Origin of the sequence: Bacteroides sp. D2 (genome assembly GCF_025147085.1) — a bacterium.
In the GTDB taxonomy this organism is placed as follows: Bacteria; Bacteroidota; Bacteroidia; order Bacteroidales; family Bacteroidaceae; genus Bacteroides.
Genome location: NZ_CP102261.1, coordinates 2,730,455 through 2,746,289 on the forward strand (window position 1 = coordinate 2,730,455; position 15,835 = coordinate 2,746,289).

General features: G+C 44.3%; 8 protein-coding genes. All 8 read left to right on the top strand.

The genetic code is table 11. The features are described 5' to 3' along the window. Positions 1-75 precede the first annotated feature (75 nt). Positions 76-567, top strand: coding sequence for a DUF4488 domain-containing protein (locus NQ505_RS09515; protein WP_009000250.1), 492 nt, complete (start codon positions 76-78; stop codon positions 565-567). Between the two features lie 257 nt (positions 568-824). Further along, the gene (locus NQ505_RS09520; RefSeq protein ID WP_009000251.1) at positions 825-2,033 is read left to right on the top strand and encodes a glycoside hydrolase family 88 protein; all 1,209 of its coding nucleotides are present in this window, start codon (positions 825-827) and stop codon (positions 2,031-2,033) included. 197 nt (positions 2,034-2,230) lie between these two features. Then, positions 2,231-6,328 (top strand): hybrid sensor histidine kinase/response regulator transcription factor, encoded by a 4,098-nt coding sequence (locus tag NQ505_RS09525; protein WP_009000252.1) that lies wholly within the window; start codon positions 2,231-2,233, stop codon positions 6,326-6,328. Positions 6,329-7,128: 800 nt separating this feature from the next. Further along, on the top strand, positions 7,129-9,732 hold the full coding sequence (locus NQ505_RS09530) for a DUF4962 domain-containing protein (RefSeq protein WP_032853780.1): 2,604 nt from the start codon (positions 7,129-7,131) through the stop codon (positions 9,730-9,732). Positions 9,733-9,758: 26 nt separating this feature from the next. Beyond that, on the top strand, positions 9,759-10,496 hold the full coding sequence (locus NQ505_RS09535; protein ID WP_009000254.1) for a DUF3575 domain-containing protein: 738 nt from the start codon (positions 9,759-9,761) through the stop codon (positions 10,494-10,496). A gap of 37 nt (positions 10,497-10,533) precedes the next feature. Beyond that, the gene (locus tag NQ505_RS09540; protein ID WP_009000255.1) at positions 10,534-11,544 is read left to right on the top strand and encodes a DUF6562 domain-containing protein; all 1,011 of its coding nucleotides are present in this window, start codon (positions 10,534-10,536) and stop codon (positions 11,542-11,544) included. A 48-nt stretch (positions 11,545-11,592) separates the two neighbouring features. Then, positions 11,593-13,143 carry a hypothetical protein gene (locus NQ505_RS09545; RefSeq protein WP_009000256.1) on the top strand — a complete coding sequence of 517 codons (1,551 nt, stop codon included), beginning with the start codon at positions 11,593-11,595 and terminating at the stop codon, positions 13,141-13,143. A 127-nt stretch (positions 13,144-13,270) separates the two neighbouring features. After that, on the top strand, positions 13,271-15,817 hold the full coding sequence (locus tag NQ505_RS09550) for a DUF4962 domain-containing protein (RefSeq protein WP_009000257.1): 2,547 nt from the start codon (positions 13,271-13,273) through the stop codon (positions 15,815-15,817). Positions 15,818-15,835 lie beyond the last annotated feature (18 nt).

The window sequence follows — 15,835 nt, forward strand, 5'->3', positions numbered from 1 at the left end:
AATTGCTGTATTCTCAAAATAAATCTTTATATTTGGAAATACGCATTCGAGAGTGTTAACTAAAATAATACAACAATGAAAAAGCTCTATTTCTTTACCATGCTTTCAATAATGTTGTTAGCGGTAACAGGTGCGACGGCCCAGAAGAAAACCAAATTCAAAGCGGCCGATTTGAAAGGTATTTGGCAGCTCTGCCATTATGTCTCCGAATCTCCCGGTGTTCCGGGAGCGTTGAAACCCAGTAATACATTTAAAGTATTGAGTGATGACGGACAAATCGTTAACTTTACCATTATTCCCGGTGCGGATGCGATTATTACTGGATATGGTACTTATAAACAACTCACGGACGATTCTTATAAGGAAAGTATCGAGAAGAACATTCATCTCCCGATGCTGGACAATCAGGACAATATTTTGGAATTTGAGATTAAAGACAATGATTATCTCCATCTAAAATATTTTATCAAGAATGATTTGAATGGAAATGAGTTGAACACCTGGTATTATGAAACCTGGAAGAGGGTGGAAATGCCGGCTAAGTTTCCGGAAGATATTGTGAGATAAAAGAGCGTGTACTTTTTAGTGGAGGCACGGATTTTGCAAAAGGCTGCATAGTTGTTTGGTTATGCCTGACAACAGCTTATTTGGTAAAATCCGTGCCTGTTTTTCTATAAAAGATAAAAACAAAGCACTTTTGGACAAAATCAAAGTCCGTAGAAATAGAAACGAAAATGAAAAAATAGATTTGCAAAGGGGCTGTTCGCGACTTGCTCTAACTTTGTTGCCAGTAATAGAATACAGTAACAAAATAAAGTGGAACAATGAAAAACAAACTTTTACTGGCGGTAGGGAGTATGGCGCTCCTGACTGCTTGCGATGCTTCAAAAGGAAATGAGATGGGATGGTTCGACCATGCAGTGAAAACAGCGGGACATCAGTTGCTCTATATGGCAGAACAATTGAAGAATGAACCGGATACCGCCTGTTTTCCCCGTTCTATCAAAGAAGGAAAGTACAGACTGGAGCACCCCACAGATTGGACGAGTGGTTTCTATCCCGGTTCCATGTGGCTGGCATACGAGTTGACCGGTGATGAGGCTCTCGCAAAAGAGGCGCGTAAATATACGAACCGTCTGCAGGATATGCAATATTATACGGGTAATCACGATTTGGGTTTTATGATGTTTTGCAGTTATGGGCAGGGCATCCGTTTGAAACCGGAGCCAACGGACAGTTTGATTCTGATTCATTCTTCAGAAAGCTTGTGCTCCCGTTTTCGTCCGGAAGTCGGACTGATTCGTTCGTGGGATTTCGGTGATTGGAGCTATCCGGTGATTATTGATAATATGATGAACCTTGAAATGTTGTTCTGGGCTTCGGAGCAAACCAATAATCCGAAATATCGTGAAATAGCCATCTCTCATGCTAACAAAACGTTGAAGAATCACTTCCGGGAGGACATGACTTCCTATCATGTGGTAAGTTATCTGGCGGATAGCGGTGAAGTAGAGTCGAAAGGAACCTTTCAGGGATATGCCGATTCTTCCGCTTGGGCGCGTGGACAGGCTTGGGGAGTGTATGGATATACCATGTGTTATCGCTTCACCAAGCAACAGAACTATCTGGATGCCGCTCATAAAATAGCACGGTTCATTATCGATCACCGTCCGTCCGAATATGACTATGTACCTTATTGGGATTATGATGCTCCCAAGATTCCGAATGAACCGCGGGATGCTTCTGCGGCTGCCGTAACAGCTTCTGCATTGCTGGAGTTGAGTGGTTATGGCGACAAGAAACAAGGGGAAGAATATTTCCGTTATGCGGAGCATATCCTGAAACAGTTATCCTCTGATGATTATTTGGCCCAAGAAGGAGAAAATCATGGTTTCGTCCTGTTACATTCGGTTGGTAGTTTCCCGCACGACAGTGAAATTGATACTCCGCTCAATTATGCCGATTATTATTATCTGGAAGCCTTGAAACGTTATAAAGATCTGAAAGAAAAATCAGAAAATCCGTCTTACTAACTTGAAGAGAAACCGTAAAAAAAAATTAAAGTTCAGGGCAATTGCGTCTAAAATATGAATTCATAACTGTCGGACTTTGGCGCGGTTGTCCTGTTTTGAGCCGATACCGGTCCTTTATATGAGTTAAAAAACGGGATTCATTTATCAGATTGAATTGAAAATACTTATCTTTACGATAAATTCTTCAATATTAGCTCATGAAAGACCGGCATTTGCTATTTAAGTACCTATTCGGATTAACCGTTTGCATTTTATTTTTTCCTTTGGCGGTATCGGCCGCCGACAGCTTCATTCATTTTAAGCGATTATCCGTGGATGACGGGCTGTCGCAAAATACTGTGCTTGCTCTGACACAAGATCATAATAATAAGCTTTGGGTAGGCACCATAGACGGACTGAACTGGTATGAAGGTTCCCGTTTCGTTTCGTATTATAAAGCGCCGGATGATACGACCAGTCTGGCAAACAATCATGTCTATTCACTTCATACCGATTCGAAAGGTACGGTATGGGTAGGTACACAGGTCGGTTTATCCCGTTATAATATAGTAGGGAATAATTTCACCAATTATTCTTCACCGGACAATCAGCCGATGCAAGTATTGGCTATCGGAGAACCGGAGGAAGGCGACCGGCTTTTGCTTGCTACCAATATCGGTCTGGTGGTTTTTGATAAAAAGACCGGGCGGATGAAAGTGCTGCCGGAACTTGCCGGAAAAACGATCTATTCAGTTTGCCGGATGAATGACGGTTTCCTGTTGGGAACTTCGGAAGGTGTCTATTTCTATTATGTACGCAACGAAAACGTGACCCGGCTTCTTCTCCAATTGAAAGGAGAAACCATCTCCGATATGCTCTATGACGACAAAACTGGCAACTGTTGGCTGGCTTCATTGACAAACGGGGTGTATTGTGTGGATAACAACTTTCAAATAAAACATCATTATAACAAGCAAAATACTCCTGCTTATTTCCTTACGAACTCGGTCAGGACATTGTCCGGAGATGATAAAGGAAGGGTTTGGATAGGAACCATGGAAGGTTTGCTTATCCTTGAACCGGAGACGGGAACTTTTCGTATCTGCCGTTTTTCTCCTGAAGATCCGACTACTTTGGGGCATAATTCCATCCGCTCTATCTTGAAAGACAATCAAGGGGGAATGTGGATCGGTACATTTTATGGCGGGCTTAATTATTATCATCCCCTTGCTCCGGCATTCGGACGCTTGCAACATTCCGCCTGGCGGAATTCGTTAAGTGATAACACGGTGAGCTGTATTGCCGAAGACCCGGATAATGGCAATCTCTGGATCGGCACGAACGACGGCGGATTAAATTATTATAACCGGAAAACCGGAGTCTTTTCATATTACCGGACGGGTACTTCCGCCAACGCTTTAAAGTCGGACAATATAAAATGTATATGGACGGACAAGGATGGAAGTGTCTATATCGGCACTCATGGAGGGGGAATGAGCCGTCTGCGTCATCAGAGTGGCAGGATAGAAACATATTCCTTTCCCCATTCTACTTCCCTGACTAACAGTTGTTACTCCTTATTAGACGGAACAGATGGAACACTTTGGGTAGGCGGCATGAGCGGGCTTTACCTTTTCGACAAACAGACCAGCGAACTTTCGCAGCATCCGTTGGCTAAAAAGCATAAAAAGTTGGAGAATGTATTGATATATACGTTGTTCCGTGATTCCAAAGGAAGAATCTGGATCGGTACGGAAGAGAGCCTGTTTTTGTATGCCGGCGGGAAACTGGAAGAACTGCATCTTTCCTCTTCGGCTTATCTGCATGGGTTGATACAGGCTTTCTGTGTACAGGAGGATAGCCGTCATGAAATCTGGATTGGTTCTTCCACAGGATTATATTGCTATAAGGAAGGAGTACCGACTGCCTGGAAACACTATACGATGAAAGACGGTTTGCCAAACGACTTTATTTATAATATACTGGAAGATGAACGGGGGCGTTTATGGTTGACAACTAACAAGGGACTGGCTTGCTTCAATACGGAGGAGGGTACTTTCCTCAACTATTCAAAGCAGGACGGATTGCCTCACGATCAGTTTAACTATTTCGGAGCTTGCAAAGCGCACGATGGTACATTCTACCTGGGGTCTCTTGGGGGCGTTGCCTATTTCAAGCCATACGAATTGGGTGATAATCCATATTCCCCGGATGCGGTGGTAACAGGAGCCGTTGTCTTAAATCAGGTGATTACGGATATGAAAAGTGAACGGGTGCGTTATTATCAGGACGAGCAAGGGCGGATGCTGGGTATGTCGTTCCCTTCCGATCAGAAACTTTTTAATATCCGGTTTGCCGTTATCAACTATTTGGCTGGCAAGCGGAATCAGTTCGTTTACAAATTGGAAGGCTTTGAAACCGAGTGGAACTACTCCCGTCATGTTTCCTTTGCACGGGCGAGTTATTCTAATCTTCCGCCCGGTGAGTATGTGTTTAAGGTGAAGGCATGTAACAACAATGGAAAGTGGAGCGAGGCGACCACTGAATTTTTTGTGCATATCATTCCGATGTGGTATCAGACTTGGTGGGCAAAGACACTTTTCATTTTCTTTTCTTTAGGGCTTCTCGTCTTTGTGATCTATTTCTTTATTGCCCGTGCCAAAATGAAGATGCAAGTCCGGATCGAACAGATAGAACGAAACAAGATAGAAGAAATCAGTCAGGAGAAAGTACGTTTTTACATGAATATGTCTCATGAGTTGCGTACTCCGTTGAGTCTGATACTGGCTCCGTTGGAGGAACTCTTGGGGCAGAGCAATCTAAAAGGTACTCCGGTACAACAGAAACTAGATTACGTTTATAAGAACGGTCGTAAGTTGTTGCACATTGTCAACCAGTTACTGGATTTCCGTAAAGCTGAAGCAGGTGCAATGCCTATTCATGTTGCGCAGGTAAATGTGGAAGAACTGTTGCAAGATGCTTTTGCCCTGTTTAAAGAAAATGCGCAGAAACGTGCTATCAGCTTTCATATAAAATCCGATCTGGAAGGACGATTGTTTCCTGCGGACCGGACGTATGTAGAGACCATCTTGATGAACCTGCTGTCTAACGCCTTTAAGTTTACACCGGATGGCGGAAGTATTTCGCTTTCCTTATGGACAGAGGGAGATACCTATGGTTTCACGGTAAGAGATAGCGGAATCGGTATGTCTCCGGAACAGCTAACCCGCATTTTCGAACGTTTCTATCAGGTAGACGGTCAGCGAAAGGGGACGGGTATCGGATTGTCATTGGTGAAGATGCTGGTAGAAAAGCATCACGGCACTATTACGGTAGCAAGCGAACCTGCTCAATATACCGAATTTAAAGTCACGCTACCTGCTGATATGGCTGCCTTCACGGAGAAAGAACGTGAATTGCCGGCACATGAAGTCGAAACATCTGCTTCTCTCCGGGAGCTTCCGGTGGCTGATGAATATTTCTCTGGTGATGCGTCGGCTGTGGTTTCAGAAGAGAAATCGGACGACGATCAGATAGAAGTTGGCAGCGAGGAAGAACGGCCTACTATCTTGTTGGTAGATGACAATAAAGAGATGGTGGATTACCTGAAAGATAATTTCCGGCAGAACTATGTGACGCTTACCGCCGGAAACGGCGAAGAAGCATTGGCTATTATGAAAGAGCACCGTGTGGATATTGTTCTTTCCGACGTGATGATGCCGGGTATTGACGGTATCAAACTTTGCCAGCTTATTAAACGAAATCTGCAAACCTGCCATATTCCCGTCCTGCTGTTGTCTGCCAAAGGAAGTGTCGATGCACAGACGGAAGGCATTCAGGCTGGAGCGGATGATTACATTGCCAAACCGTTCTCGATTCATTTATTGAAAGGAAAAATTGCTAATCAACTGAAAGCACGCCAGCGGTTGAAACACTATTATTCGAATACGATTGATATAGATACTGCTAAAATGACTTCGAATAATCTGGATGAGGAATTCATGAGCAAAGCTATTCAGGTGGTAGAAGAAAATATCAGTAATGAAGACTTCACCTCTGATGAGTTGGCCAGCCAGCTTTGTATGAGCCGTTCGTCACTGTATCTCAAGATGAATTCCATATCCGGTGAACCGCCTGCCAACTTTATCCGGCGCATCCGTTTTAATAAAGCGTGTAAATTGTTGCTTGAAGGGCGCTACTCCATTTCGGAGATTAGCGGAATGGTAGGCTTCGGATCTTCTTCTTACTTCTCTACCAGTTTCAAGAAGTATGTCGGTTGTCTGCCATCGGAGTATGTGAAGCAGCATACTAAGTAATTGCTTTGCGGTTATGCATTTGTTCACCACAGAGGACGCGGAGGGCACAGAGGTGAATCTTGTTCATGCCTGCACCGAAATGAGCCAAAGACACTATCGCTGACAATAACTCGTCAACATACAGCTTTTATTTCTTTCAATTGCTTATATTATTCTTTCAATTGCCCAACAAGTTTTCGTTTGACAGTTGTTGAACGAACGCTTGACATATGTTGAACTATCGCTTGACAATTGTCAAACGCAAATTTGTTAGGCAATGAAATAGCTATCAATAGGTAAACGATTGCTTAAAAGTAACTAAGAAACTTATTAGTAACAATAAGTTCATAACCGTACGAAAATGAGCCAAATCTGTTATTATTGGTTATAACCAGTCACGGTGCAGCTTTTATTTCTTCCTATTACCTATATTATTGTTCTGATTGCCTAATAAGTTTTCGTTTGACTTAAGTTAAACGAAAACCTGCTAGGCAATGAACTATTTCCGAGTGGCATAAGAGTTACTTAAAACCTCGACAAAAGTTATAAATCATAGTGGCTCATTTCCGTGCAAAAAGGAACTAAACAAGAACTAATAACCTTCATCTTTTTATCAGTTTCAGTCATTCTGTTTTTAGGCTATTTTACCCTTTTACCCTCTTTGTAGCCTCCTGTAACGCTTGTTTTGGACGAATTTTAAGTTGAAATGAACGAAAACAAAGTCCTGTTAGACAGTATCAGAGAAGGAAGAAATGAATTGAAAGTTCCGTTTCGGACGGTTTATCTACATTTGCCTACAGAAAAACCAATCATTTGATATCATGAAAAAAGTATTATTGATTTCATTCGTAATCTTGTCTGTGACTGCACAGATGACACATGCGCAAAAACAAGCAGTCATTAAGCTGACGGAGAAGACATTGATGCACGAAATGCGTGCCACTCCTTATCCTCTTGATAAAGCGGTGGTTAATGACCGCGCGGTTTCTTTCCAATGGCCGCTCCGTTCGGACATGAACTCGCAGGACAGTCCGTTGGATGGATTCGAACACAAAGTAAAGAAGGTAGATAAAACGAAGGTTACCTATCGGTTACGTTATTCGCAGGATGCCGGATTGAAGTCGGGAGTTGTTCAAGTGGAAACTCGCTGGCCGTTCTATAATCCGGAACAACCGCTTGCACCGGGTGTGTGGTACTGGCAGTTCGGTTACGTAGAAAACGGACAAGTGACTTGGGGAAGCACACAGCAAGTCACCGTAGAAGATCGTCCGGGCAAATTCTGTCCGCCTTCATTGAAAACAGTGTTGGCAAAACTACCTGCCGACCATCCGCGTGTGTGGATCATGAAGAACGAATGGAAGGACTTTATAAATCACAGCAAACAAAAGGCAGAAAGACAATGGTATCTTGAGCGTGCAGATCAGGTAATTCAGACTCCAATGAAATCAGTGAAAGATATTAATGTCTCGCAGGTGAAGAATCTGAAGAACGAGATGCAGATAAATTCATACCTCACTCGTGAAAGCCGTCGCATCATCGATGCGGAAGAAGGCAACACCGAAGCATTGATACGGGCTTGGTTGCTGACGCAGGATACTAAATATGCTGACGAAGCCATCAAACGGGTATTTATCATGGCCGACTGGGATAAAGATAAGAATGTGAAAGGAGATTTTAATGCTTCTAGCTTATTGTCTCTCTGCTCTATGGCTTATGATTCTTTCTACGACCGGTTGAATACATCACAAAAGAAAGCATTGCTGGAAGCCATCAAAAATAAAGGTGGTGAAATGTATGAGAATTTTAATAACCGGATGGAAAATCACATCGCCGACAATCATGTGTGGCAGATGACACTTCGCATCCTTACAATGGCAGCATTCAGTGTATATGGCGATCTGCCCGAAGCCAACACATGGGTGGATTACTGTTATAACGTCTGGTTGGCACGTTTCCCCGGATTGAACAAAGATGGTGGCTGGCACAATGGCGATTCTTACTTTACGGTCAACACCCGTACATTAGTAGAAGTACCTTACTATTATAGCAAACTGACCGGTTACGACTTCTTTTCCGATCCTTGGTATCAGGGAAATATCATGTATACCATCTTCCAGCAACCTCCTTTCTCCAAATCCGGAGGAAACGGAAGCTCTCATCAGAATGTGGGACGTCCAAACAGTATCCGTATAGGATATTTGGATGCGCTGGCACGCCTTACCGGAAACACTTATGCCGCTGATTTCGTACGCCGCACATTGAAAGTGGAACCGGATTATATGAAGAAAGCCTTATTGAATAAGCCCGGTGATCTTGCCTGGTTCCGCCTGCAATGTGATAAACCTCTGCCGGAAGGTGAAGGATTGACTGCACTCCCTGCAGGATACGTCTTCCCCGCAACAGGACTTGCCTCTTTCCAGACGAACTGGGACAGAGTAGGTGGAAATGCGATGTGGAGTTTCCGGTCAAGTCCTTATGGTTCTACCTCTCATGCACTTGCCAATCAGAATGCTTTCAATACGTTCTATGGTGGAAAACCATTATTTTACAGTAGTGGACACCACATTGAGTTTACCGACGTACATAGTATGTTGTGCCATCGTGCCACACGTGCTCACAATACGATTCTGGTGAACGGTATGGGACAACGTATCGGTACGGAAGGATATGGATGGATTCCCCGTTATTATGCCAGCGAGAAGATCGGGTATGTGCTGGGTGATGCTTCCAATGCTTACGGAAAAGTGATTTCACCGCTTTGGCTGACACGCGGCGAACAGTCGGAGGTGCATTATACGCCCGAAAATGGCTGGGATGAGAATCATGTGAAAACTTTCCGCCGTCACATTGTCAATTTGGGAAAGACAGGACTCATCTTTATCTATGACGAACTCGTGGCAGACGAACCTGTAAACTGGAGTTATTTGCTGCATACCACAGAAAATCCCATGACAGTAGATAAATCGAATCATCGCTTCGTGCATATTCAAGCCACGAACCGCGGAGGAGCATCAGACGCTTATCTTTTCTCCACCGGAACACTGCAGACTGATACAACGAGCCGTTTTTTCTATCCGGCAGTCAACTGGCTACGTGCTGATGACAAAGGGGTATTCAAGAAGTATCCTAATCACTGGCATTTCACCGCTACATCGGAAAAGGCACAAGTATATCGTTTTGCCACTGTCATCAATACACATGCACTGAAATATCCTGCCAAAGATCCCGAAATCTTGTCCGACGGACGTATCAAAGTAGGCGGATGGCTGATTAGTGTAAACCTGAAATCCGACGGTGCTCCCTCGTTCTTTATCCGCAGCACTCAAGAGAAGGTGAATATCACTTATAAAGGTGAAGCTACTGTCATTAATGAGGATGGGTACGAAACGGTAATGAGGGATACGGTGCCCGAACTGGAAATCTAATCAATGAACATGAAAGATACGAATATATGAGACACTCTACTTTTAATATGAGAACTATATGTCTGTTGGCTGCATTATCGGGCATAACCGTCTTGTCGGCACAGACTCCCGGTAAACCCCGTGTACAGACTTCGGCAGCTCCGGAGGAAACTACGGTTTACAAGCCCGGCGGGAAAAAGCAGGAAACAGCAGTTGCGACTTCTTCAAAAAAGGAGGAGGATAAACGCCAATCCGGCAAAGAGAATACAGGAAAGAAAGCGGCTGCCTTTGATAGTCAACGCTATCTGGCACTGAAAACGAATGTAATATATGATGCTTGTGCTTTGTTAAACCTTGCCGTGGAAATGCAGGTACATAAAAAGATCACGGTAGAGTTGCCGTTGACTTGCAGTTTGTGGGACTTGGGAGATAAGCGCGGCGTGCGTACGGTAGCATTGCAACCTGAAGCCCGCTGGTGGATAGGAAATGAGACAGGACGGGGACACTTTGTCGGACTACACGCCCACGTGGCATGGTTTAACGTAAAGTGGAACGATGACCGTTATCAAGATACTGATCGTCCGCTGTTGGGAGCCGGAATAAGCTACGGTTACAAACTCCCCCTTTCCAAACACTGGGGAGCGGAATTTAATCTGGGAGTGGGATATGCCAACATGAAGTATAACACCTATTATAATGTAGACAACGGCGCACTGCTGGATACGCGTGTCCGTCATTACTGGGGGATAACCCGTGTGGGAGCATCGTTGGTCTACCGCTTCTAACCTTAGATAGGAACATACATATAAATAAGATAACAATATGAGAAGAAATTTATATATACTGGCGCAGTGCACTTTCCTGTTGTTCATCACCCTGCTGGTGAATGGATGCAGCCTGCACGAAGAACCGGAAATGACTCCCGAAGGAGAACTGGGAGTGGACCCGACAGCTGTAACACTCAACCTTAATCTGGCAATGAATCTAAGTTTGGCAGAAAGAGCACCGGTAACCATCACCCGTGCGTCGGAAACCAACTATCTGCGTCGTTTCATCGTAGAAGCCTATCTGGATAGACAGGTGGCGGCACGGCAAACGGTATATGAAGAGGATTTTAACCGTGCCAGTCTGTCTGTTAGTATGAAGCTGCACGCCCGTAATTACCGCATCCTGGTGTGGGCCGATTATGTGAATGCGGAGACACCGGAACAGGGACTTGTTTACGATGCCGGGAATCTGGCTTTTATCCTTCCTGCCGGAAAATATATAGGGAATAGCCGCTATAAAGATGTTTTTGCTGCTTCTACTATGGCAGACCTGACTTCTTTCCGCAATCATTGGGGAGCTGAAACAAGTCTTGACGTTGAACTGTATCGCCCCGTAGCACGCTATGAGCTGGTGGCTAAAGATGTGGCTACGTTTCTCAATAAACTATCCACAGGCGGACTGAAAGGTGAAAGTTTTACCGCTCGTGTGAAGTACAGTGATTATTTGCCTACCGGCTACAATTTGTGGGACGATGTACCCAAGAACTCGCTCATGTACATGGAATATAAAGTGGCCTTTGAACGCCCTGCCGATGGTACGAAAGAACTGATACTGGGATTCGACTATGTGTTGACCGATGCCGGAGAAACCGTTTCCATCCCTGTAGAGCTCGAAATCTTGAATGAGAAGAATGAAGTGCTGGCACATACAGCTTTCCGTATTCCTTGTGAACGGGGCAAAAACACAACGGTACGCGGTAACTTCCTGACTTCCGATGCCAATGGAGGAATAGGGATCGACCCCGATTATGACGGTGATCTGGAGGTAGACCTTGGAGAATTATAAAATAGACAAATCAATTAAGAATTGCTTAACCATAAAACAATTAAGATCATGAAAAAGAACTTATTTTATTCGCTAATGGCTTTGTTCGTAGTGCTTTTTGCATCCTGTGGACAAGAAGAAATCGTTTCGGACAACGGAACAGAAATCAATGCTCCTGTTACCATCTCTGTACAGGCTCCTGTAAATAACGTATTTAGCCGTGCGGTTACCATCCCTGACGGTTATACGATGCAATGTATCATGCAATTACTGAATGCTGATGGCGATAAGATAGGCGATCAGGTAACTAAACCGGTTACAGACGGTAAGGTATCTTTCACTATTTCCGTAGATGAACAAAAAGAAGTGTCGAAAGCATTGTTCTGGGCTGAATACGTACCGGAAAGTGGTGCCGCTAATAAAGTATATAACACTGCTGATTTGAGAGCAGTAGGATATAATACTGCATCATTCGATCTGACAAATGATGCGTTGATGGCAGCCAGCGACGCTTTCTGCGGAAAATTGGAAACGATTGGCAATGCCAGTGTGACATTGAAGCGGCCGTTTGCCAATGTGAGCGTAAAACCGAAGAATCCGGAAGTAGCTGCGGCAGCTAATAAGCTGGAAATAACATACAACGCTTTGAGCGGATATGATATTTTAGAGGGTAAATGTTCTGCTACGACTCCTGTGACTTATACAAATGCAAATTTTGCTTCTGCGGATGGTAATTGGTTCGCTAATTTCTTTTTTGCTCCTTCAAATGTAGGTAAATTTACGGAAGAAATAACCATGGCATTGAGTGGCGGATATAGTAAAGAGATTAAAATACCGGCAAATACATTACCTTTGGACGCTAATATGCAGATTATGGCTAAATTTGAAATCGGCGATGGCAACTTTGACATTGAAGTAGGAGTGGATCCGGATTATGAAGCGTTGGAAATGAAGGTTGGTAGTTATATCAATGCAGAAGGTAAAGTGGTACGTGATGCAGCGGATGCTGTCGGTATTGTTTTCAAGATGGAGGCTATTGGTGATGATGTGCCGGCTAATTATCCTGTAGCACTTCAGGGTAAGACAATAGCCGGATATGCAGTAGCGATTGAAAATGTGGCGACTGGTCGTCAAACTCTTAATACTGAATTATTGACTACTTTGACCGAAACAGCTGCAGGTATGACAAATGGAACACAGACTACGGACGTTTTATTAACAGGTCTTGGAGATGTTACGTTTAAAACAACTTATGAGAAATGGGTGGGAGAACATGCTTCTGCTAGTGAGAATTTGAGTGCATGGTATATTCCTACATTGTCGCAATTGAGTGCGTTTATGGGTACATTGTTTACAATGAAAGAGGTGCCTGCTACTGGTAGTGAGGACTTTAAAAATATTCCGGAGTTTGAATTTGTCAATGGCAAAATGTTTGATAGAGAAACGATTGCTACAGTGAATTATGCTTCTAGTACTATCAATAACCAAGGTAATGTTTCTGGTGTACGTATTAATGTAGCTGATGGTGTTGTTACTAATGCACAAGAGGCGGGTATCAGTGTTAAGACAGCTCTTAATCAACAAGCTCTTTGCCGTCCAATGATTACGATTTTTAAATAGTCACTATTCGACCTTACTCAATAGAAATTCAAGGAAAGTGGGATCCCCCCCATCCCGCTTTACCTTCTTCTTACATTGAAACTTTTGAAAATAGCCCTCTAATCTTATACCTAGAAAAGAAAATAATATGCACACCACATTTCGCCTATCGGTTTTTCTTTTGTTCATTGTACAGCTGTTCTGTAGCTGTACATCTGACTCGCTGCCCGAACCGGACAGTACGCAGCCAGAGACGCCTGCCGGAATTCCCGATGCCTATCAGGATAAGATACGGACACAACCTTATCCCAAAGCAGATAATGAATTGTATCTGAATCCTGCTCCTCTTATTGTTCCTCAAGCCATGAAGACGGGCGAAAGACTGCAATTTTCCCTTTCGCGCACTGAAGATTTCAGCAGTTCCGAAACGCTACTTTCCGAACCGCAGGAATGGTGTATGTATAATCTTCATCGTCGTTTGGAGGTCGGCACATGGTATTGGCGCTTTCGTTCCACCAACCTTAATGGAACTACGCCCGGTGAATGGAGTGCTATCTATCGTTTTGAAGTGAAGAATGATACACCGGAATTTGTAACACCTCCTTTTCAGACATTCTTAGCAAATGCTCCCCGTCTGCATCCTCGTATTTACTGTTTTTTAGACGACCGTATCGGAGAGGCTCGTAACCGTGTCACTTCGCACCCTGAATATACAGAATTACAAAGTCGTGCTTCTCAGGCATTGAAAGCCGAATACACCGGAATGACTGATTTATATAATCGTGCCGAAGAGCTCCGGCAACATGCCACTTATCTTTATCAGGCCTATCATCTAACCCAAAAAGAAATTTATGCCGAAAAGTTACGTCAGCTTCTCGAAGCGTTGATTGTCGCTCCCCCTGCTGATGGACAACTTTTTGCATCCAACTTTACTGCCAGCAACATCGCATGGTGTCTTGTTGCAGCCTACGATCTGCTTTATAATAACTTGTCTGCTTCCGATCGTACTGCTGCCGAAGAACTGATGATGCGTGTGGCACGTTACTATTACAAGGTAAATTGCGGTTTTCAGGAAAACCATCTCTTTGATAATCATTTTTGGCAGCAGAATATGCGCATCCTCTTTCAAGTGGCTTTGTCGCTTTACGACAAACCGGCCTATTCTTCCGAAGTGCTGCCCATGATGGAGTATTATTATGAATTGTGGACAGCTCGAGCTCCTGCCTCCGGCTTCAATCGTGACGGTATATGGCACAATGGCACAGGCTATTTCAGTGCCAATATATTGACTTTGGCGTATATGCCGTCTCTTCTTTCATTCATCAGTCAGTACGATTATCTATCGCATCCGTGGTATCAGAATGTCGGACGCTCGCTGGTTTATACTTGTCCGCCGGGATCGAAAAGCAATGGCTTTGGTGACAATAGTGAAAAGGGTAGTGAACCCAACCGTCTGGTTGCCGCCTTTGCTGACTATCTGGCGTGTGAAACGGGTGATCCCTATGCCGGATGGTATGCCGGAGAATGTCGGGAGCTGTTGCGCCGGGATTATGAATTGCGTCTTTACCGGATGTGCACTGAACAGGATTACAACACAGCTTTTCCTGCCGGGGCTGATAAAATGGTGTGGTATAAAGATGCCGGTGAAGTAGCCATGCACAGTGCACCGGAAGATGTAGAAAAAGATCTTGCACTCTCGTTCCGGTCCAGTACATTCGGATCCGGCAGTCACACTACTGCCAGCCAGAATGCTTTTAATCTGTTGTATAAGGGTGTCGATGTGTATCGCAGTACAGGCTATTATCAGAATTTCAGCGATGCTCACAATCTGATGTCCTATCGCCATACGAGGGCGCATAATTCACTGTTGGTAAACGGCATCGGGCAACCTTATTCTACCGAAGGTTATGGCAGTGTGATGCGTGCTATGGGCGGACAGCATATTAGTTACTGTTTGGGAGATGCTTCACATGCTTACAGAAGTATCAGCAATGACCCGATGTGGGTTGACTACTTCAAGCAGGCAGGTATTGAGCAGACGCCTGAAAATGGATTCGGTGCCACTCCGTTGACTAAATACCGTCGGCACGTGTTGATGCTTCATCCTCATACAGTAATAGTGTATGATGAATTGGAGGCATCGGAGGCTGTCCGCTGGGAGTGGCTGTTGCATAGTCCTACGGAATTTAAGATTGATGCGGTAAAGAAAACGTTGTCTACAGATAATAAGACCAAAGGATGGGTGGCTGTGACACAACTTTTTGGAGGACATGTTTTTACGCTGTCCCAAACGGATCGTTTTGTAGTGCCGCCCGCCATCACCGGAGCAGAGTATCCCAACCAGTGGCACTTGACTGCACGGGTTGACGGTTGTTCTGCCACCCGTTTCCTGGCTATTATTCAGGTAGGAGATGAGGCTGTTTCTATTATTAACCGTGACGGTGATACCTTTAACGTAGGCGACTGGACGATCAAAGCGGTTTTGGATGCTTCCAAGGCACCGGAACTGACAGTGAGTCATCGCACCGAACAAGCAGTATTTAGTTATGGAACAGACAATCCTGCGTTGAATGGCAATTTTTACTCTCGACAATATACGGGTTCCTCGTTGCTTTACGACGAGATAGACGGAGCTTATCAGGTGGTAGAAATGACCGACCGGAGTCCTATATCTACCCGGGTAGTAAATCAATGATAAACAATGAAATATAGT